This is a genomic window from Bradyrhizobium sp. CB2312 (assembly GCF_029714425.1).
GTDB lineage: Bacteria > Pseudomonadota > Alphaproteobacteria > Rhizobiales > Xanthobacteraceae > Bradyrhizobium.
In genome coordinates this window covers 395,610-416,078 of record NZ_CP121668.1, presented here as the reverse complement: position 1 = coordinate 416,078, position 20,469 = coordinate 395,610, and the positions used below count along the sequence as shown (strand labels likewise).

Genomic DNA, 20,469 nt, shown 5'->3' with positions numbered 1-20,469 from the left:
TTGTTTTCCGCTTGTCACCCGCGGGCTTGACCCGCGGGTCCATCCATCGAAATTCTCTTTCGATGGATCGCCGGGGCTTCAGTTTGAAGACGCGCTTCGCGCTTTAGCCCGGCGATGACGAGATGAGAGAGCTTAGGCAGCTTCCGCCGCCAGCTTCTTGCCCTTCTCGACCGCCTCTTCGATGGTGCCGACCATGTAGAAGGCAGCTTCCGGCAGGTGGTCGTACTTGCCTTCCACCAGGCCCTTGAAGCCCTTGATGGTGTCGGCGAGGTCGACGAACTTGCCCGGCGAGCCGGTGAAGATTTCGGCGACGTGGAACGGCTGCGACATGAAGCGCTCGACCTTGCGGGCGCGGGCCACGGTCAGCTTGTCCTCTTCCGAGAGCTCGTCCATGCCGAGAATGGCGATGATGTCCTGGAGCGCCTTGTAGCGCTGCAGCACCTGCTGGACCTGACGGGCGACCGCGTAGTGCTCCTCGCCGACGACCAGCGGGGAGAGCATGCGCGAGGTCGAGTCGAGCGGGTCCACCGCCGGATAGATGCCCTTTTCAGCGATCGAGCGCGACAGCGTGGTGGTCGCGTCCAAGTGCGCGAACGAGGTCGCGGGCGCCGGGTCGGTCAAGTCGTCGGCCGGAACGTAGATGGCCTGCACCGAGGTGATCGAGCCCTTCTGCGTGGTGGTGATGCGCTCCTGCAGCGCGCCCATGTCGGTGGCGAGCGTCGGCTGATAACCCACCGCCGAAGGAATACGACCGAGCAGCGCCGACACTTCCGAGCCGGCCTGGGTGAAGCGGAAGATGTTGTCGACGAAGAACAGCACGTCCTGGCCCTGGTCGCGGAAGTCTTCCGCGATGGTCAGACCGGTGAGCGCGACGCGGGCACGGGCGCCCGGCGGCTCGTTCATCTGGCCGAACACCAGCGCGCACTTCGACTTCACGCTCGGATCCGGATTCTTCGGGTCGGCGTTGACCTTGGACTCGATGAACTCGTGATAGAGGTCGTTGCCCTCGCGGGTCCGCTCGCCGACGCCGGCGAACACGGAGTAACCGCCGTGCGCCTTCGCGACGTTGTTGATCAGCTCCTGGATCAGCACGGTCTTGCCGACGCCGGCGCCGCCGAACAGGCCGATCTTGCCGCCCTTGGCGTAGGGCGCGAGGAGGTCGACGACCTTGATGCCGGTGACGAGAATTTCAGCTTCGGTGGACTGGTCGGTGTAGGTCGGCGCTTCCTGGTGGATCGCGCGCAGGCCTTCCGTCTTGACGGGACCTGCTTCGTCGATCGGCTCGCCGATGACGTTGATGATGCGGCCGAGCGTGCCCTCGCCGACGGGGACGCGGATCGGAGCGCCGGTGTCGGTGACTTCCTGGCCGCGGACCAGACCCTCGGTGGTGTCCATCGCGATGGTGCGGACGGTGGACTCACCGAGATGCTGGGCGACTTCGAGCACCAGGCGGTTGCCGCCGTTCTTGGTCTCGAGCGAATTGAGAATGGCCGGGAGGTGGCCTTCGAACTGCACGTCGACGACGGCGCCGATGACCTGGGTGACGCGACCGACCTGGGCTGCCATTGAATGTCTCCTTCGATCCGAACTTCTAAACCACGGTCAGCTGACCGGGATGTTTGTTGCGTTGATGGGTCCCGATGCGTCCTTGCTAGACGGCTTCGGCGCCCGAGATGATTTCGATCAGTTCCTTGGTGATCTGCGCCTGACGCGTGCGGTTGTAGACCAGCGTCTGCTTGCGGATCATCTCACCGGCGTTGCGCGTCGCGTTGTCCATCGCGCTCATCTGCGCGCCGTAGAACGAGGCGTTGTTCTCGAGCAGCGCGCGGAAGATCTGGACCGCGAGGTTGCGCGGCAGCAGGCGGGTGAGGATCTCGTCCTCTTCCGGCTCGTATTCGTAAGACGTCGTGCTGGCGGCAGCGCCCTCCTCGACCACCAGCGGAATGATCTGCTGGGCGGTCGGGACCTGCGCGATGACGGACTTGAAGCGCGAATAGAACAGCGTGCAGACGTCGAACTCGCCGGCCTCGAAGCGCGCCAGAACCTTCTTGGCGATGTCCTCGGCGTTGACGAAACCGAGCTGGCGGACGCTGCGCAGGTCGAGATGCTCGACGATCTGCTTGTCGAACTGGCGGCGCAGCTGCTCGTAGCCCTTGCGGCCGACGCAGAAGAATTTCACTTCCTTGCCCTGCGCGATCAGCGCCAAGGCGCGCTCGCGGGCAAGACGCACGATCGAGGAGTTGAAGGCGCCGGACAGGCCGCGCTCGCCGGTGCAGACCAGTAGCAGGTGGACCTGATCGCGGCCGGTGCCGGCCAGCAGCGGCGGCGCGCCGGGCGAACCCGCAGCGGCGCCGGCGATGTTGGAGATCACCGCGCTCATCTTGTCGGCATAGGGACGCGCGGCTTCCGCCGCGGTCTGCGCGCGGCGCAGCTTGGAGGCCGCGACCATCTGCATGGCCTTGGTGATCTTTTGCGTCGCCTTGGTGGAGGCGATGCGGACGCGCATGTCTTTAAGTGACGCCATTCTTCGTCCCCAGCGATCAGCCTGTGGCTCGACCGCGACCCTATCCTTTCGTCATGCCCGGGCTTGTCCCGGGCATCCACGTCTTTCCCCTCCACGCGGTGATGCGTGGATGGCCGGGACAAGCCCGGCCATGACGGGCCTCTTAAGCGAAGCTCTTCGCGAAACCTTCGACCACCGACTTCAGCTTGGCGGCGGTGTCATCCGAGAGGTCGCGGCTGTCGCGGATCGAATTGAGGATGTCGGCATTCTTGCCGCGCAGCAGCGACAGCAGGCCGTCCTCGAACGCGCGCACCTTGTTGACCGGAAGCGGGTCGAGATAGCCGTTGGTGCCCGCCCAGATCACGCACACCTGCTCTTCCATCTTCAGCGGCGAGAACTGCGGCTGCTTCAGGAGCTCGGTCAGGCGCGAGCCGCGGTTCAGCAGGCGCTGGGTCGAGGCGTCGAGGTCGGAGCCGAACTGCGCGAACGCCGCCATTTCGCGGTACTGCGCGAGCTCGCCCTTGATCTTGCCGGCGACCTTCTTGGTAGCCTTGGTCTGCGCCGACGAACCCACGCGCGACACCGACAGACCGACGTTCACCGCGGGACGGATACCCTGGAAGAACAGGTCGGTTTCCAGGAAGATCTGGCCGTCGGTGATCGAGATGACGTTGGTCGGGATGTAGGCCGACACGTCGTTGGCCTGGGTTTCGATGACCGGCAGCGCCGTCAGCGAGCCCGAGCCATGATCCTTGCTGAGCTTCGCCGCGCGCTCGAGCAGGCGGGAGTGCAGATAGAACACGTCGCCCGGATAGGCTTCGCGGCCCGGCGGACGGCGCAGCAGCAGCGACATCTGGCGGTAAGCGACGGCCTGCTTGGACAGATCGTCATAGATGATGACGGCGTGCATGCCGTTATCGCGGAAGAATTCGCCCATGGTGCAGGCAGTAAAGGGGGCGATGTACTGCATCGGCGCCGGATCCGAGGCGGTGGCGGCGACGACGATCGAGTATTCGAGCGCGCCCTGCTCTTCCAGCACCTTCACGAACTGGGCGACGGTCGAACGCTTCTGGCCGACCGCGACATAGACGCAGTACAGCTTGATGTTCTCGTCCGGCTGCGCGTTGAGCGGCTTCTGGTTGAGGATGGTGTCGAGCGCGATCGCGGTCTTGCCGGTCTGACGGTCGCCGATGATCAGCTCGCGCTGGCCGCGGCCGATCGGGATCAGGGCGTCGATCGCCTTGAGGCCGGTCGCCATCGGCTCGCTCACCGACTTGCGCGGAATGATGCCGGGCGCCTTGACGTCGACACGCATGCGCTTGTCGGCCTGGATCGGACCCTTGCCGTCGATCGGGTTGCCGAGCGCGTCGACGACGCGGCCGAGCAAGCCCTTGCCGACCGGCGCGTCCACGATGGCGCGGGTGCGCTTGACGGTCTGGCCTTCCTTGATTTCACGGTCGGCACCGAAAATAACGACGCCGACGTTGTCGGTTTCGAGGTTCAGCGCCATGCCGCGGGTGCCGTTTTCGAACTCGACCATTTCACCGGCCTGGACGTTGTCCAGACCATAGACGCGGGCGATACCGTCGCCGACGGACAGCACCTGTCCGACTTCGGAGACTTCAGCTTCCTGGCCGAAATTCTTGATCTGGTCCTTGAGGATCGCGGAAATTTCCGCGGCGCGGATGTCCATCAGCCTGCCTCTTTCATCGCGTGCTTGATCGAATTGAGTTTGGTGCGAAGCGATCCATCGACCATGCGGCTGCCCAGCTTGACGACGAGGCCACCGATGATCGCGGGATCGACTTTCACGTTCAGCGCGACGTCCTTGCCGGTCACCGACTTCAGGGCAACCTTGAGGGCGTCGAGATTCTTGTCAGAGAGCGCTTCCGCCACGGTCACGTCGGCCGTCGTCTCGCCCTTGAACTTGGCGACGAGGGCGCGATAGGCGCGGATGACGTCAGCCACCGCGAACAGGCGGCGGTTGGCGGTCAGCACTTTGAGGAAATTGGCGGAGATGCCGGCGATGCCGGCCTTGTCCAGTACGGCCCCAAGCGCCTTGGACTGGGCGTCGGCCGCAAACACCGGGCTGCGGACGAGGCGCTTGAGATCGGCGCTCTCGTTCAGCAAGGCATCGAATTTGTCGAGATCGGCTTTGACCTCATCGACCACTTTCTGGTCGCGGGCCAGTTCAAACAAGGCCGTTGCATAACGGCCCGACACACCTGAAACGGACGTATCTTCTGCAGCCACAGACGCGCTCTTTTTGCTGTCAAACTCGCAAGGGAAAAACCGTCGCCACGAAGCGGCGCCTAGCGATCCAAGCCCTTGGAATTCAAGCGGGACTTCGATTTTCGGCCGACACGGGAGGTGCCGGGTCCGTTAAAATCGCGGCTTTGCTAACATAGCAGGCGCGCACGTGCAACATGACGCCAAATTAAAGGCACGCGGTTCGTTCGCCAGTTCGTCGCAGTCATTCGCGCGGAATGACGAGCTGTCGGGCAGCCTGCCAGACAACCTGCCGTGCCACGGAATTGCCGCGACCCTTACGGCGGCATCTCGCCGTTTCGTTCCCGCCCTCAGCGCATAGCGGCCATGAACACGGATCGCTGAGGCGTGACATTTCGCGCGCCGGCGTGAGCCGCCGAATACTTATCGAATTCTAAAGATCGGGAACAACGACTTCGCTTTACAGTATTCGCAAGTAATCTAGAGGTTAATGAATTATTAAAGCGCGAGACTACGGAATACCGGCTGCAATATCGATGCCAGTCACAAGATATGTCATGACGACACATAATGGATTTACTGCCCAATTCATGCCTCATTAGGAATCGAAACGCCGTCCCGCTCACAAACTGATGGGGGCTCCACTTGCCACATATGTGGCAATACTAGCTTAGGGACTGATAAATGCTGTCTTTGAAGACGCTGGGCACCGTGACCCGGCCGCGCACGGCGATTGCCTTTGTTGCCGCAACTCTCATCGTCGGTGGAACTGCCACCGAAGCTTCCGCCAAATCCCGGCATCACCGTCATCATCATCACCGCCACGATGCCCAGGCCGACACCAACGCCGGCTCGGATTGGCGCAACGCCAATGCGTCGATGACCCCGTCATCGGGCACGGGGCACAGCTTCTCCGGCATGGCCTCCTATTACGGCAACGAATCCGGCAGCCGCACCGCCTCGGGCCAGCGCTTCAACCAGAACGCCCTGACTGCTGCACACCGCTCGCTGCCGTTCGGCACCAAGCTGCGCGTCACCCACCGTGGCCAGAGCGTGGTTGTCACCATCAATGACCGTGGCCCGTTCATCCGCGGCCGCGTGCTCGACCTCTCCACGGGCGCAGCCCGCGCCATCGGCCTCACCGGTGCCGGCGTCGGCCGCGTCACCGCGGAAGTCATCTCGTAAGGCGTTCAAGGCGCCTCACATTGCCCGCGCAGATTTCATCAGTTTGATGCGCGCGTAAAACAAGCCCGCGGTCTTGGGGGACCGCGGGCTTTTTTATTCCCTGTCATTCCGGGCCACCGGGTCCGCGCGTAGCGCGGCCCGATGACAGGCTCCGCAGGATTGCTTCGTCGCAAGGGCTCCTCGTAATGACGTGGATGGAGGGCACACTGCGTTCCCTCCCCCCTTGCGGGGGAGGGTTAGGGAGAGGGGTTCACACGGGGACGCTCTCCATCGCCTTAAAAAGATTTGCCACACTCACTGACACCGTTTCCGGGGCCACCCCTCTCCCCCGCCCTCCCCCGCAAGGGGGGAGGGAGCACAGGGTGTCTTGTGGCGCCAGCGCTACAAAAAGCTCTGCGGATCGACGTCGACCTCGAGCTTCAGATTGCCTGTCGGCTTCGGGCAGACCGCGAGCCAGTTGCGCAGATAATCCGAGAGGTCAAAGCCGCGCGCGGACTTCACCAGGATGCGGAAGCGGTAACGGCCCTTGATCACGGCGAGCGGGGCTTCCGCCGGGCCGAGCACCACGACGCGCTCGTCGCGCGGGGCGAGCGCCACCAGTTTGCGGCCGAAACCGTCAGCGCTCGGGCGGTCGCCGGCGGAGATGATCAGGCTCGCGAGCCGGCCGAACGGCGGATAGAGCGTCCTCTCGCGCAGGTCGATCTCGCTGTCGTAAAAGGCCTCGCGGTCGCAGGCGATCAGCGCCTTCATCACGGGATGATCGGGCTGATGGGTCTGGAGATAGCCGACGCCGCGGCCCTGCTCGCGGCCGGCGCGGCCGATCACCTGGTTGAGCAATTGCCAGGTGCGTTCCGCCGCGCGCGGATCGCCGTTGGAAAGGCCGAGATCCGCATCGACCACGCCGACGAGATTGAGCCGCGGGAAATTGTGGCCCTTGGCGACGAGTTGCGTGCCGATGATGATGTCGACGCGGCCCTCCGCGATCTCGGCGAGCTCGGAGCGCATCGTCTCGATCGAGGTGATGAGATCGCTCGACAGCACCATGGTGCGCGCGTCCGGAAACAGCGCGGCCGCCTCTTCCTGCAGGCGCTCGACGCCGGGGCCGACCGCGACCAGCGATTCCTCCGCCGAGCAGTTCGGACAGAGATGCGGGCGCGGCATGGAGAAGCCGCAATGGTGGCAGACGAGGCGCTGGCGGAATCTGTGATCGACCAGCCAGGCATCGCAGATGGTGCAGGCGAAGCGGTGGCCGCAAGCACGGCACAGCGTCAGCGGCGCATAGCCGCGGCGATTGAGGAACAAGAGCGCCTGCTCGCGCCGCTCGATCGCGGTCCTGATCTCGCCCGCAAGCCGCGGCGAGATGAAGCGGCCGCGCGCGGGCGGCTCGCGGCGCAGGTCGATGGCCTCGATATGCGGCATGTGTTGGCCGCCGAAGCGCGAGGGCAGCGCGACGCGCTGATAGCGGTTCTTGCGCGCATTGACCTCGGATTCGACCGAAGGCGTCGCCGAGGCCAGCACGACCGGGATCTTTGCGATGTGCCCACGCACCACCGCCATGTCGCGGGCGTGATAATGCACGCCCTCGTCCTGCTTGTAGGCCTGGTCGTGCTCTTCATCGACGACGATGAGGCCGAGATTGGCGTAAGGCAGAAACAGCGCCGAGCGCGCGCCGACCACGACGGGCGCTGTGCCTTCGGAGATCGCCGCCCAATTGCGCGCGCGGGTGCGCGGCGTCAGCTCGGAATGCCACTCGATCGGGCGCACACCGAATCGCTGCGCAAAGCGGTCGAGGAACTGGCCGGTGAGCGCGATCTCCGGCATCAGGATCAGCGACTGTTTTCCGCGGCGGATCGTTTCCGCGACCGCTTCGAAATAGACCTCGGTCTTGCCCGAGCCGGTGACGCCGTCGAGTAGCGCGACGTGGAACGTGCCGTTGGCCGCGAGCGCGCGCATCGCATCGACGCCGGCACGCTGCAGCGGCGAGAAATCCGGACGGCCGAAATCGGGATCGGGTGCCGGCGGCGGCGGAGGCGGCGGCATCGGCTCGACCGTGAGTGTGCCTTCGTCGACGAGCCCGTCGATCACGCCGGCGGAGACGCCGGCTTCCTTGGCGGCCTCGGATTTGCCGTGCAGCAGCCGGTCCGACAGCACCTCGATCACACGCTGGCGTGCCGGCGTCAGCCGCCTGGGGGGATCACCGACGAGGCGCACGCCCGGGCGGACGCGCTCGGGGCCGAGATTCTCGCCCATGCGCAGGCACATGCGCAGCACCATGCCGCGCGGGCTCAGCGTGTAATTGGCGACCCAATCGACCACCTGGCGCAGCTCGGGCTTCAAGGGCGGGATGTCGAGCTTCTCGCTGACCTCCTTGAGGCGGTTGTGCAGGCGCGGATCGGGGTTGGCGTTCTCGCCCCAGACCACGGCCAGCACCTCGCGCGGGCCGAGCGGCACGCCAACGAGATCGCCGGCCTTCAGCTCCATCCCGCGCGGCACCTTGTAGGAATAGGTCTGGTCGAGCGCGACCGGCACCAGCACGTCGACCATGCGGGTCGCATTGGTGGGGGCGGCGTTGCTGCGCGACGTGTGATCCATCAACGGTCTTTGGAGGGAGAATCGGAACCTTGCGGCCTTCAGGCTAGCGCCGCGAGGCGGCCTTAGCGAACAGTAAACGGATGTGATGCGATATACTGTCCGGAATCATTACGTCCAGAGCGCATGAGCAAAGCGGCCGCCCCCCAGATCGAGCTCGCCAGCGCCGATCCCTCGATCGCGCAGGAGATCACGCGCTGGCTGGCGCATCTCGGCGCCGAGCGGCGGCTGTCGCCGAAGACGCTGGAGGCCTATGGCCGCGATCTGCGGCAGTGCCTGGATTTCCTTTGCAATCATTGGGGCGAGCGCGTGACACTGGCGCGTTTCGCATCGCTTGAAGCCACCGACATCCGCGCCTTCATGGCGATGCGCCGCGCCGACGACATTGCCGGCCGCAGCTTGATGCGCGCGCTGGCGGGCCTGCGCTCGTTCGGCCGCTTCCTCGAGCGCGAGGGCAAAGGCAAGGTCGGCGCCCTCTCCGCGATCCGCGCGCCGAAGGTGGCCAAGAGCCTGCCGAAGCCATTGCCGATGGCGTCGGCAAAACGTCTTGCCGATGCCGACGAGCGCGCCGGCGAGGAACGCGAGACCTGGATCCTGGCGCGCGATGCCGCGGTGATGGCGCTGCTCTATGGTTCGGGCCTGCGCATCTCCGAAGCGTTGGGGTTGAAGCGCCGCGAGGTGCCGCGTCCGGGCGAAGGCGACGTGCTGGTCGTCACGGGCAAAGGCAACAAGACCCGCATGGTGCCGGTGCTGCAGAACGTGCTGGAGCTCGTGCAGGAATATGTGTCGATGTGCCCCTATCCGTTGCCGGCGGAAGGCCCGATCTTCGTCGGCGCACGCGGCGGACCGCTCAGCCCGCGCATCATCCAGCTCGCGATGGAGCGGCTGCGCGGCGCGCTTGGCCTGCCCGACAGCGCGACGCCGCACGCGCTCCGCCATTCCTTCGCCACGCACCTGCTCTCGCGCGGCGGCGATCTGCGCGCGATCCAGGAATTGCTCGGCCATTCCTCGCTCTCGACCACGCAAATTTATACCGGCATCGATTCCGAGCGCCTGCTCGAAGTCTATGCCAGCGCGCATCCGCGGCGCTGAGCCGTTGCTGAACCAGCGCTGAATAGCCGCTCGATCCTGACATGAAGCTGTCACAGCGTGCGTGCCTCTTGCGCGGCGCCCGCGGTTCGGTCAATCGTGGGGCGCCACGACAGGAGGGGATTTGTATGAGCGCACATGAAAGCATGGAGCATGCCGAGCACGCCGAACACGCGTCCGGCTCGAACAAGAAGATAGCCCTCCTGATCGCCGTGCTGGCACTGTTTCTGGCGATCTCGGAGACGCTCGGCAAGGGTGCGCAGACCGAAGCGATCAGCAAGAACGTCGAGGCCGCCAATCTCTGGGCGTTCTTCCAAGCCAAGAGCATCCGCCGCACCGTGGTCGTGACCGCGGCCGAGCAGGGCAAGCTCACGCTCGGCGCCACCACCGACGACGCCCAGAAGGCGCTCGTGCAGAAGCAGATCGACGACTGGACCAAGACCGCGCAGCGCTACCGCTCCGAGCCGGAGACCGGCGAAGGCACCGAACAGCTCGCCGAGAAGGCCAAGCACGCCGAGCACGAGCGCGACGAGGCGACCGCAAAGTATCATCATTTCGAGCTGGCATCGGCCGCCTTCCAGATCGGCATCGTGCTGGCCTCGGCCACCATCATCACCGGCATGCTCGCGCTCGCCTATGTCGGCGGCATCTTGACCCTCGCCGGCCTGATCATGACCGCGCTCGGCCTGTGGTGGCCGCACCTGCTGCATTTGCATTGAGGGGCTGAGGCGATTCACTCCCGTCGTCCCGGCGAATGCCGGGACCCATACCGCGTGATCTATCGATTGCGGTAGGCAGCAGTACCGAACGACGAGTCTTCGCCAAACTTCTCCCTGGGGCTATGGGTCCCGGCGTTCGCCGGGACGACACTGGAGAATTGGCGCAAGCTCTGGCGCGACAACCGAGAGCGCGCTCATCGCGCCTCGTGCACGCTCTTCCTGAAACGCTGGATCAGGCGCAGCGTGCGGGAGGACCAGCCTTCGCCGTTGCCGGCGATCAGCTCACGGATGCGGCGCTTGATCGGGTCGACCAAGAGGTGCGCCTTGGCGCGCAGCTTCATGACGAGATCGTAGAGCCGCTCGAACCAGTGCATCTCCAGCAGCTTGTCGCGCGTGACGTCGAACACGAACGCGGTGACGCCGACGCCGAGCAGCTTTGCGAACAGGAACGTGGAGACGCCGGTCAACCAGTATTCATGCGTGAGCAGATACAGGCCGATCAGCTTGAGCGGAAATAACGGGATGATCGGCACCGCGAACACGATCAGCGTCATGGCCGGCGGCAGCGCATCGACGCGCTCCGTCAGCCATTGCTTGAACCGTGCGAGCGGGATGGCTGCGACAACCCGTGCGACGATCGGCTCGAGATGGTCCCACAGCCAGGCTTCGATCAGGAAGATGATCGCCAGCAGGACCCAGAGCGGTTGAAGTAAGCGGCGCAGCATGTGTTTCCCGCCCGATTCGGAGCTGGGCTTCGCCTACATATGGATGGCCCGCTTGCCCACTGCAAGCGCAGCTTCCTTGACGGCCTCCGAGCGGGTCGGATGCGCGTGGCAGGTGCGGGCGAGATCTTCCGCACTGCCACCGAACTCCATGAGAACGCAGGCCTCATGGATCATTTCGCCGGCCTCGACGCCGATAATGTGCACGCCGAGCACGCGATCGGTCTTCGCATCTGCGAGAATCTTCACAAAGCCGTCGGTGGTCTGGTTGACCTTGGAGCGGCCGTTGGCGGTAAAGGGAAACTTCCCGACGGTATAAGCCGCGCCCGCCTGCTTCAGCTCCTCCTCGGTCTTGCCGACGGAGGACACTTCCGGCGTGGTATACACGACGCCTGGGATAACGTCGTAATTCACGTGGCCGGCCTGGCCGGCGATGATCTCGGCAACCGCAACGCCTTCATCCTCGGCCTTGTGCGCGAGCATCGGGCCTGCGACGACGTCGCCGATGGCATAGACGCCCTTCAGGCTGGTGGCGAAATGCGGATCGATCTGCACGCGGCCGCGAGTGTCGAGCGCAACGCCGGCTTCCTTTAATCCGAGCCCATCCGTGTACGGCACGCGGCCGATGCAGACGAGCACGACGTCGGCCTCGATGGTCTCGGCCGCGCCACCCGCAGCCGGTTCGATTTTCGCAAGCAGTGCCTTGCCGTTCGCTTCGACGCCGGTGACCTTCGAACCAAGCTTGAACGCAAATCCCTGCTTTTCGAGGATGCGCTGGAACTGCTTCGCGATCTCGCCGTCCATGCCGGGCAGGATGCGATCGAGGAATTCGACGACCATGACTTCGGATCCGAGTCTGCGCCACACCGAGCCAAGCTCAAGCCCGATCACGCCGGCGCCGATGACCAGCAATCTGCCCGGCACCTTCTCCAGCGACAGCGCCCCGGTCGACGAGACGATGCGCTTCTCGTCGATCTCGATGCCCTTGAGGCGCGCGATGTCCGAGCCGGTGGCGATCACGATGTTCTTGGTCTCGATGACCTGCGACTTGCCATCGGCGGAGACTTCGACCTTGCCGGTGCCGAGGATCTTGCCGGTGCCCTTGAGCACGTCGACCTTGTTCTTCTTCATCAGGAACTCGACGCCCTTGACGTTGCCGTCGATGCCCTGCTGCTTGAAGTTCATCATGGCGGGCAATTCGAGCTTCGGCGCGGAAACGGACACGCCCATCTTGGCGAAGGAATGCCCGGCTTCCTCGAACATTTCGGAGGCGTGCAGCAGCGCCTTGGACGGCATGCAGCCGACGTTGAGGCAGGTGCCGCCGAGGGTTGCGTTCTTTTCGACCACGGCGACTTTCATGCCGAGCTGGCTGGCGCGCACCGCGCAGACATAACCGCCCGGTCCGGTGCCGATGACGACGAGATCGTAGGTAGGCATGAGAGAAAGTCCCGTAAGGTTTGGCGTGATGAGGATGTGTCAGCGTCCGCGCGGCGCGTCAGCGTCCGCCGGACACATCGAGAGTTGCTGCGGTAACGTAGGACGCCTCGTCCGACAGCAGCCAGACGATGGCGTTGGCGATTTCGTCTGCGGTGCCGACGCGCTTCATCGGCACCAGATGGGCCAGACGATGGGCGCGGTCGGGCTCGCCGCCGGCGGCGTGGATTTCGGTGTCGATCAGGCCGGGGCGAATGCCGGCGACACGAATGCCTTCACTCGCGACCTCATAGCCGAGGCCGATGGTGAAGGAATCGATCGCGCCCTTCGACGCCGCATAGTCGACGTAAGTGTTGGGCGAGCCGAGCTTGGCAGCGACCGACGACAGATTGACGATGACGCCGCCCTTGCCGCCATGCTTGGTCGACATCCGCTTCACCGCCTCGCGCGCGCAGAGGATGGAGCCGGTGACGTTGACCGCCATGACGCGCTGGATGCGCTCGGCCGACATCTCGTCGACGCGCACGCCGCTCTTGCCGACGATGCCGCCATTGTTGACGAGGGCGCCAAGCGTGCCGAACTTGTCCGCTTCCTTGAACAAATCGAGGATGTCGCTTTCCTCGGCGACATCGCATTTCACGGCGATGGCCTTGCCGTTGCTGGCCTCGATTTGCGCGACCACCTCGTCGGCGGCCTGCTTGTTGCTGGCATAGCCGACCACGACGCGGAAGCCGCGCGCGGCCGCCGCAAGCGCGGTCGCCCGCCCGATGCCGCGGCTGCCGCCGGTGATGACAACGACCTTATCCGTCACGCGCGCCTCCATGGTTCGACATGCGCCGTCGCGAATGGCGACGGCGCTCGCAGAGCATCAGGGATCAGAGATCGAGCACCAGGCGCGCCGGATCTTCTAGGCTCTCCTTGACGCGAACCAGGAAGGTGACGGCTTCCTTGCCGTCGATGACGCGGTGATCGTAGGACAGCGCCAGGTACATCATCGGGCGGACCTCGATCTTGCCGCCGACGACCATCGGCCGCTCCTGGATCTTGTGCATGCCCAAGATGCCGGACTGCGGCGCGTTCAGGATCGGGGTCGACATCAGCGAGCCGTAGATGCCGCCATTGGTGATGGTGAAGGTACCACCCTGCATCTCGTCGATCTTGAGCTGGCCGTCACGGGCGCGGCGGCCGAAATCGGCGATGCCCTTCTCGATGTCGGAGATCGACTTGTGGTCGCAGTCGCGCACCACGGGCACGACGAGGCCCTTGTCGGTGCCGACGGCGACGCCGATGTGATAGTAATTCTTGTAGATCAGGTCGGTGCCGTCGATCTCGGCGTTGACGGCCGGGATGTCCTTCAGCGCCTGCACGACGGCCTTGGTGAAGAAGCCCATGAAGCCGAGCTTGGCGCCATGCTTCTTCTCGAACGCGTCCTTGTAGTGGGCACGCAGCGCCATGACGTTGGTCATGTCGACCTCGTTGAAGGTCGTGAGCATGGCCGCGGTGTTCTGCACGTCCTTGAGGCGGCGCGCGATGGTCTGGCGCAGGCGGGTCATCTTGACGCGCTCTTCGCGGGCGGCGTCATCGGCCGGCGACGGCGCACGCACCTGAACGGCGGCGGCGGGCTGGTTGACCGGCGTCGGCGCGGAGGCCGCACGCTCGATCGCAGCCAGCATGTCGCCCTTGGTGACGCGGCCGTCCTTGCCGGAGCCCGGAACGGTGGAAGCGTCGATGCCGCTCTCGGCCGAAATCCTGCGCACAGACGGGGCGAGCGGCGCATCGGCCGGCGGCGCCTTCGCGGCCGGAGCAGGCGCGGGAGCAGCAGCGGCGGGAGCCGGAGCTGCAGCAGGCTTGGCAGGCGCGGCGGCGGGCTTGGCGGCGCCGGCACCGTCGGTGATCTGGCCGAGCAGCGCGCCGACCGCAACGGTCGCGCCATCGGCGGCGATGATCTCGCTCAGCGTGCCCGCCGAGGGCGCCGGGACCTCGATGGTGACCTTGTCGGTCTCGAGCTCCACCAAGGGCTCGTCGACAGCGACGGGATCGCCGGCCTTCTTGAACCAGCGGCCGATGGTGGCCTCGGTGACGGATTCGCCGAGCGTCGGCACACGAATTTCAGTCATGGTCTTTTCCTTAAGGGATCGCCAATGCGGTCATGAATTTCAAATGTCATCGCCCGCGAAAGCGGGCGATCCAGTACGCCGAGACGTTGGTGATCATCACAAACGGCGCGGAGTACTGGATGCCCCGCTTTCGCGGGGCATGACTCAGTCCAAATTGTCTAGCTCAGTGCTTCGTCCAGGAATGCCTTCAACTGCGCCTGATGCTTGGACATCAGACCAGTCGCGGTCGCGGCGGAAGCGGCGCGGCCGACATAACGCGGACGCCGGCTCACACCGTTCACCTGGTTCAGCACCCATTCCAGATAGGGCTCGATGAAGTGCCAGGCACCCATGTTGCGGGGCTCTTCCTGGCACCACACCATCTCGGCCTTCTTGAAACGCGACAGCTCGGCCACCAGCGCCTTCAGCGGCACCGGATAGAGCTGCTCGACGCGCATCAGATAGATGTCGTCGATACCGCGCTTCTCGCGCTCCTCGTAGAGGTCGTAATAGACCTTGCCGGAGCACAGCACGATGCGGCGGATCTTCTCGTCCGGAACGAGCTTGATCGCCTCGTTCGGCTGCATCTGGGCGTCATCATAGAGGATGCGGTGGAAGGTCGTACCCTTCGCCAGCTCTTCGAGACGCGACACCGCCCGCTTGTGGCGCAGCAGCGACTTCGGCGTCATCAGGATCAGCGGCTTGCGGATCTCGCGATGCAGCTGGCGGCGCAGCACGTGGAAATAGTTCGCCGGCGTGGTCGGGTAGACCACCTGCATGTTGTCTTCCGCGCACATCTGCAAGTAACGCTCGAGGCGCGCCGAGGAGTGCTCCGGTCCCTGGCCCTCATAGCCGTGCGGCAGAAGGCAGACGAGGCCGGACATGCGCAGCCATTTGCGTTCGCCCGAGGAGATGAACTGGTCGAACACGACCTGCGCGCCGTTGGCGAAGTCGCCGAACTGGGCTTCCCACAGCGTCAGCGTGTTCGGCTCGGCGAGCGAGTAGCCGTATTCGAAGCCGAGCACGGCTTCTTCCGACAGCAACGAGTTGATGACCTCGTAATGGCCCTGCTCGTGGCCGAGATGGTTGAACGGCGTGTAGCGGCTCTCGTCTTCCTGGTCGATCAGGACCGAGTGGCGCTGCGAGAAGGTGCCGCGCTCCGAATCCTGTCCGGACAGGCGGACGTGATGGTTTTCATTGAGCAGCGAGCAGAACGCCAGCGCTTCGCCGGTCGCCCAGTCGATACCGGCGCCGGTGTCGATCGCCTTCGAGCGGTTATCGAGGAAACGCTGGATGGTGCGGTGAACGCGGAAGCCATCCGGCACCTTGGTGATCTTGCGGCCGATATCCTTCAGCGTGGCGATGTCGACGCCGGTGACGCCGCGCCGCGCATCCTCTTCCTGGTCGGCGATCTTGAAGCCGGACCACTTGCCGTCGAGCCAATCGGCCTTGTTCGGCTTGTAGGAGGTGCCGGCCTCGAACTCGGCATCGAGCCGCGAGCGCCAGTCGGCCTTCAGCTTGTCGACCTCGCCCTCGGTGACAACGCCTTCGGCGATCAGGCGCTTGGAGTAGAGGGTGAGGGTCGAGGGATGGGCCGCGATCCGCTTGTACATCACCGGCTGGGTGAACGCGGGCTCGTCGCCCTCGTTGTGGCCGTAACGGCGATAGCACCACATGTCGATGACGACCGGCTTGTGGAACTTCTGCCGGAATTCGGTGGCCACCTTGGCGGCGAACACGACGGCTTCCGGATCGTCGCCGTTCACGTGGAAGATCGGGGCGTCGATCATCTTCGCCACATCCGACGGATAGGGCGAGGAGCGCGAGTAACGCGGATAGGTGGTGAAACCGATCTGGTTGTTGACGATGAAGTGCACGGAGCCACCGGTGCGGTAGCCCTTCAGGTCCGAGAGGCCAAAGCACTCCGCGACCACACCCTGGCCGGCGAACGCGGCGTCGCCGTGCATCAGGAGCGGCATCACGGAGATGCGCATATCCGGCGGATCGCCGTGCTGGTCCTGCTTGGCGCGGACCTTGCCGAGCACGACGGGATCGACGATCTCGAGATGCGAGGGGTTGGCCGTGAGCGACAGATGGATGCGGTTGCCGTCGAACTCGCGGTCCGATGAGGCGCCGAGGTGGTACTTGACGTCGCCCGAGCCTTCGACCGCGTCGGGATTGGCCGAGCCGCCCTTGAACTCGTGGAACAGCGCGCGATGGGCCTTGCCCAACACCTGCGTCAGCACGTTGAGGCGGCCGCGATGCGGCATGCCGAGCACGATTTCCTTCACGCCGAGATTGCCGCCGCGCTTGATGATCTGCTCGAGCGCGGGGATCAGCGCTTCACCGCCATCGAGTCCGAAGCGCTTGGTGCCGGTGAACTTGGTGTCGCAGAACTTTTCGAAACCCTCGGCTTCGACCAGCTTCGTCAGGATGGCGCGACGACCTTCAGGAGTGAACGAGATCTCCTTATCGGGTCCCTCGATCCGCTCCTGGATCCAGGCCTTCTGCGCGGCATTGCTGATATGCATGAACTCGACGCCGAGCGTCTGGCAGTAGGTGCGCTCGCAGATCGCGGTGATCTCGCGCAGCGTGCCGAATTCAAGGCCGAGCACATGGTCGAGGAAGATCTTGCGGTCGAAGTCAGCTTCGCTGAAGCCGTAAGTGCGGGGATCGAGTTCTTCGCGGTTGCGCTGGGCTTCGATGCCGAGCGGATCGAGCTTGGCGTGGAAGTGGCCGCGCATGCGGTAGGAGCGGATCAGCATCAGGGCGCGGACGGAGTCGCGCGTCGCCTGAAGCACGTCGGCGGAGGAGATGTCGGCGCCCTTGTCGCCTGCCTTGGCCTGCGCCCTGGCGGCGATCTTGGCACCGACCGCCTTCTCGACCTCAGCCCAGTTGCCGTCGAGGGCGGAGGTCAGGTCGTCGTTCGGGGTCAGCGGCCAGTTGTCGCGCTCCCAGGACGGGCCTTCCGCGTTCTTGCGGACGTCGCCCGGCTGGTCATTGAGGCTCTTGAAGAACTCCTGCCACTCGGCATCGACCGAGGACGGGTCCTTCTCGTAGCGGGCGTAGATTTCGTCGATGTAGGTGGCGTTGGTGCCCTGCAAAAACGAAGAGAGGGCAAAGGCTGCGTTCGCGTCCTGGCGAGACATACTTGAGTTCCTGGCGATTTCGGTTCGCGCATAACAAACGGCGCTGGCGTCGGGCTCCCCGGCAGAGGCCCGACGCGACCGGCACCATTTACCCTATTTGCTGCGAAACTTCGCCCGGAAAAGCACGAAGAAGTGAATTAGCCTTTCAACTTTTCGGCAAGCGTGTGACCGAGGCGTGCGGGCGACGGAGAGACGGTAATTCCGGCCGATTGCATCGCTTCGGTCTTGGAACCGGCGTCGCCCTTGCCGCCCGAGATGATCGCGCCAGCATGGCCCATGCGGCGGCCGGGAGGTGCGGTGACGCCGGCGATGAAGCCGACCATCGGCTTCTTGCGGCCACGCTTGGCCTCGTCCTTGAGGAACTGGGCGGCGTCCTCCTCGGCGGAACCGCCGATCTCGCCGATCATGATGATCGATTCCGTCTTGGGATCGGCCAGCAGCATTTCGAGCACGTCGATGAACTCGGTGCCCTTGACCGGATCGCCGCCGATGCCGACCGCGGTGGTCTGGCCGAGGCCTTCCTGGGAGGTCTGGAACACGGCTTCGTAAGTCAGCGTGCCGGAGCGGGAGACGATGCCGACCGAGCCGGTCTTGAAGATGTTGGCGGGCATGATGCCGATCTTGCACTCGCCGGCGGTCATGACGCCCGGGCAGTTCGGCCCGATCAGGCGCGACTTGGAGCCGGCCAGCGAGCGCTTCACGCGCACCATGTCGATGACGGGAATGCCTTCGGTGATGCAGACGATCAGCGGGATCTCGGCGTCGATGGCTTCGCAGATCGCATCGGCCGCGCCCGGCGGCGGCACATAGATCACCGACGCATCCGCGCCGGTCTTCTCGCGCGCCTCACGGACGGTGTCGAACACCGGCAGGTTCAGATGGGTCGAGCCGCCTTTGCCGGGCGAGGTGCCGCCGACCATCTTGGTGCCATAGGCGAGCGCAGCCTCGGAATGGAAGGTGCCGTTCTTGCCGGTGAAGCCCTGGCAGATGACCTTGGTGTTCTTGTCGATCAGGATGGACATGAGGTCTGCTTTCGCGAAACTAACAGAGTGAGAGGGTCAGTGGATGCGGCGGTAGACGCCGGTGAGGACGTCAGCCCAGCCTTCCGCGTCCGGCGAGAACTGGATCTTCAACGAATAGGAATTGTCGTCGATGATCTCGTAGACGTGGCGCGCATTGCCGCGCAGCGAGCCGCGCACCAGCGTCAGGGTCTTGCCGACCCACCCGCCGGAAGCGGGCGAGGGCGGCGTGTAGCCGAGCGAGTCGTACCAGAACAGTTTGTAGGTCCGGTCGTCACGATCGTAGGTGAAGATGCCGTGGGTCGCGAAGACCTGCTTGCCGTCACGCATCTGCACCGAGTCCTGGATCAGGTAGAACCCGTTGAGATCCATGCGCGCGACGGTGCGCGAGGTCGCCGGTCCGCCTTTGGTCCAGCGCGACGGGAAGACCGTCTCTTCGCCATCCCATTCGCCGGCGAACGCGGCGAGACGCGCATGCTCTGCAAGCGGAGATGATGCGGCGAGATGGTCCTGGGCCATGGCCTTAGCCTCCCTTGACGGCCTTCACGATCTTCTGCGCGGCGTCGTCGAGATTGTCGGCCGGCACCACGTTCAGGCCGGATTCACGGATGATCTTCTTGCCGAGCTCGACATTGGTGCCTTCGAGGCGGACCACCAGCGGCACGCTGAGGCCGACCTCACGAACCGCAGCCGTGACGCCCTCGGCGATCACGTCGCACTTCATGATGCCGCCGAAGATGTTGACCAGGATGCCCTTCACGTTGGGATCGGCGGTGATGATCTTGAACGCGGCCGCGACCTTCTCCTTGCTGGCGCTGCCGCCGACGTCGAGGAAGTTCGCCGGCGACATGCCGTAGAGCTTGATGATGTCCATGGTCGCCATGGCGAGACCGGCGCCGTTGACCATGCAGCCGATGTTGCCGTCGAGCGTGACGTAGTTGAGGTCGTACTTGGACGCCTCGATTTCCTTGGCGTCTTCCTCGGTCTCGTCGCGCAGCGCGAGCACCTCGGGATGACGGAACAGCGCGTTGTCGTCGAACGACACCTTGGCGTCGAGCACGCGGAGCTGGCCCTGCTTGGTCACGACCAGCGGGTTGATCTCCAGCATCGACATGTCCTTGGCGACGAAGGCCGCGTAGAGCTGGGCGGTGAGCTTTTCGGCCTGCTTGGCGAGGTCACCGGAGAGCTTCAGCGCATTGGCGACGGTGCGGCCGTGATGGCCCATGATGCCGGTCGCGGGATCGACCGAGAAGGTCACGATCTTCTCAGGGGTATTGTGCGCGACGTCCTCGATGTTGACGCCGCCTTCGGTCGAGACGACGAAGGAGACGCGCGAGGTCTCGCGGTCGACCAGGATCGAGAGATAGAACTCCTTGTCGATGTCGGAGCCGTCCTCGATGTAGAGGCGGTTGACCTGCTTGCCGGCGGAGCCGGTCTGCACGGTCACCAGCGTCGCGCCCAGCATCTGCTTGGCGAACTCGGAGACCTCGGCAGCCGACTTGGCGATGCGGACGCCGCCCTTGTCGCCGGCTGAGGCTTCCTTGAACTTGCCCTTGCCGCGGCCGCCGGCGTGGATCTGGCTCTTCACGACATAGACCGGACCGGGCAGCGCCTTGGCGGCGGCCTCCGCGTCGGCGGCCTTGAGAACCGGGACGCCCTTGGAGATCGGTACGCCGAACTCACCCAGCAGCGCTTTGGCCTGATATTCATGGATATTCATATGGTCGCTCCCTGA

Annotated in this window: 16 protein-coding genes; 3 read left to right on the top strand and 13 right to left on the bottom strand. The window is 64.8% G+C overall.

What is annotated here, in order from left to right; genetic code table 11:
• Window positions 1-132 precede the first annotated feature (132 nt).
• From atpD to QA642_RS01985, 4 genes are all read right to left on the bottom strand, one after another.
• On the bottom strand, window positions 133-1,566 hold the full coding sequence (gene atpD / locus QA642_RS02000; RefSeq protein WP_027561880.1) for a F0F1 ATP synthase subunit beta: 1,434 nt from the start codon (window positions 1,564-1,566) through the stop codon (window positions 133-135).
• An 85-nt stretch (window positions 1,567-1,651) separates the two neighbouring features.
• Entirely contained in the window at window positions 1,652-2,524 is an 873-nt protein-coding gene (locus tag QA642_RS01995; protein WP_283083152.1) for a F0F1 ATP synthase subunit gamma, read from the bottom strand.
• Between the two features lie 142 nt (window positions 2,525-2,666).
• Window positions 2,667-4,196 carry a F0F1 ATP synthase subunit alpha gene (gene atpA / locus QA642_RS01990; protein ID WP_283083151.1) on the bottom strand — a complete coding sequence of 510 codons (1,530 nt, stop codon included), beginning with the start codon at window positions 4,194-4,196 and terminating at the stop codon, window positions 2,667-2,669.
• A complete protein-coding gene (locus QA642_RS01985; RefSeq protein WP_283083150.1) occupies window positions 4,196-4,756 on the bottom strand; it encodes a F0F1 ATP synthase subunit delta in 561 nt (186 codons plus the stop codon). The genes atpA and QA642_RS01985 overlap by 1 nt, the downstream gene beginning before the upstream one ends.
• Before the next feature lie 660 nt (window positions 4,757-5,416).
• Here QA642_RS01985 and QA642_RS01980 point away from each other — a divergent pair.
• The gene (locus QA642_RS01980) at window positions 5,417-5,917 is read left to right on the top strand and encodes a septal ring lytic transglycosylase RlpA family protein (RefSeq protein ID WP_283083149.1); all 501 of its coding nucleotides are present in this window, start codon (window positions 5,417-5,419) and stop codon (window positions 5,915-5,917) included.
• 381 nt (window positions 5,918-6,298) lie between these two features.
• Here QA642_RS01980 and QA642_RS01975 read toward each other — a convergent pair whose 3' ends face one another.
• Entirely contained in the window at window positions 6,299-8,509 is a 2,211-nt protein-coding gene (locus tag QA642_RS01975) for a primosomal protein N' (protein ID WP_283083148.1), read from the bottom strand.
• 123 nt (window positions 8,510-8,632) lie between these two features.
• On the opposite strand from QA642_RS01975, the gene QA642_RS01970 reads away from it, so the two are divergent.
• A complete protein-coding gene (locus QA642_RS01970) occupies window positions 8,633-9,598 on the top strand; it encodes a tyrosine recombinase XerC (RefSeq protein WP_283083147.1) in 966 nt (321 codons plus the stop codon).
• Between the two features lie 125 nt (window positions 9,599-9,723).
• A complete protein-coding gene (locus QA642_RS01965) occupies window positions 9,724-10,314 on the top strand; it encodes a DUF4337 domain-containing protein (RefSeq protein WP_283083146.1) in 591 nt (196 codons plus the stop codon).
• Between the two features lie 194 nt (window positions 10,315-10,508).
• Here QA642_RS01965 and QA642_RS01960 read toward each other — a convergent pair whose 3' ends face one another.
• The 8 genes from QA642_RS01960 to sucC form a co-directional block, all read right to left on the bottom strand.
• On the bottom strand, window positions 10,509-11,039 hold the full coding sequence (locus QA642_RS01960; protein ID WP_283083145.1) for a hypothetical protein: 531 nt from the start codon (window positions 11,037-11,039) through the stop codon (window positions 10,509-10,511).
• A 33-nt stretch (window positions 11,040-11,072) separates the two neighbouring features.
• A complete protein-coding gene (lpdA, locus tag QA642_RS01955) occupies window positions 11,073-12,473 on the bottom strand; it encodes a dihydrolipoyl dehydrogenase (RefSeq protein ID WP_283083144.1) in 1,401 nt (466 codons plus the stop codon).
• Between the two features lie 58 nt (window positions 12,474-12,531).
• Entirely contained in the window at window positions 12,532-13,293 is a 762-nt protein-coding gene (locus tag QA642_RS01950) for an SDR family oxidoreductase (RefSeq protein ID WP_283083143.1), read from the bottom strand.
• 52 nt (window positions 13,294-13,345) lie between these two features.
• Window positions 13,346-14,587, bottom strand: a complete 1,242-nt coding sequence (gene odhB / locus QA642_RS01945) for a 2-oxoglutarate dehydrogenase complex dihydrolipoyllysine-residue succinyltransferase (RefSeq protein ID WP_283083142.1) — start codon at window positions 14,585-14,587, stop codon at window positions 13,346-13,348.
• 158 nt (window positions 14,588-14,745) lie between these two features.
• The gene (locus QA642_RS01940; RefSeq protein ID WP_283083141.1) at window positions 14,746-17,715 is read right to left on the bottom strand and encodes a 2-oxoglutarate dehydrogenase E1 component; all 2,970 of its coding nucleotides are present in this window, start codon (window positions 17,713-17,715) and stop codon (window positions 14,746-14,748) included.
• 137 nt (window positions 17,716-17,852) lie between these two features.
• Complete coding sequence (sucD, locus tag QA642_RS01935) at window positions 17,853-18,737, bottom strand: succinate--CoA ligase subunit alpha (RefSeq protein WP_283083140.1); 885 nt, start codon at window positions 18,735-18,737, stop codon at window positions 17,853-17,855.
• Window positions 18,738-18,773: 36 nt separating this feature from the next.
• Entirely contained in the window at window positions 18,774-19,253 is a 480-nt protein-coding gene (locus QA642_RS01930; RefSeq protein ID WP_283083139.1) for a DUF1579 family protein, read from the bottom strand.
• Between the two features lie 4 nt (window positions 19,254-19,257).
• Window positions 19,258-20,454 carry an ADP-forming succinate--CoA ligase subunit beta gene (gene sucC / locus QA642_RS01925; protein WP_283083138.1) on the bottom strand — a complete coding sequence of 399 codons (1,197 nt, stop codon included), beginning with the start codon at window positions 20,452-20,454 and terminating at the stop codon, window positions 19,258-19,260.
• Window positions 20,455-20,469: the final 15 nt, after the last annotated feature.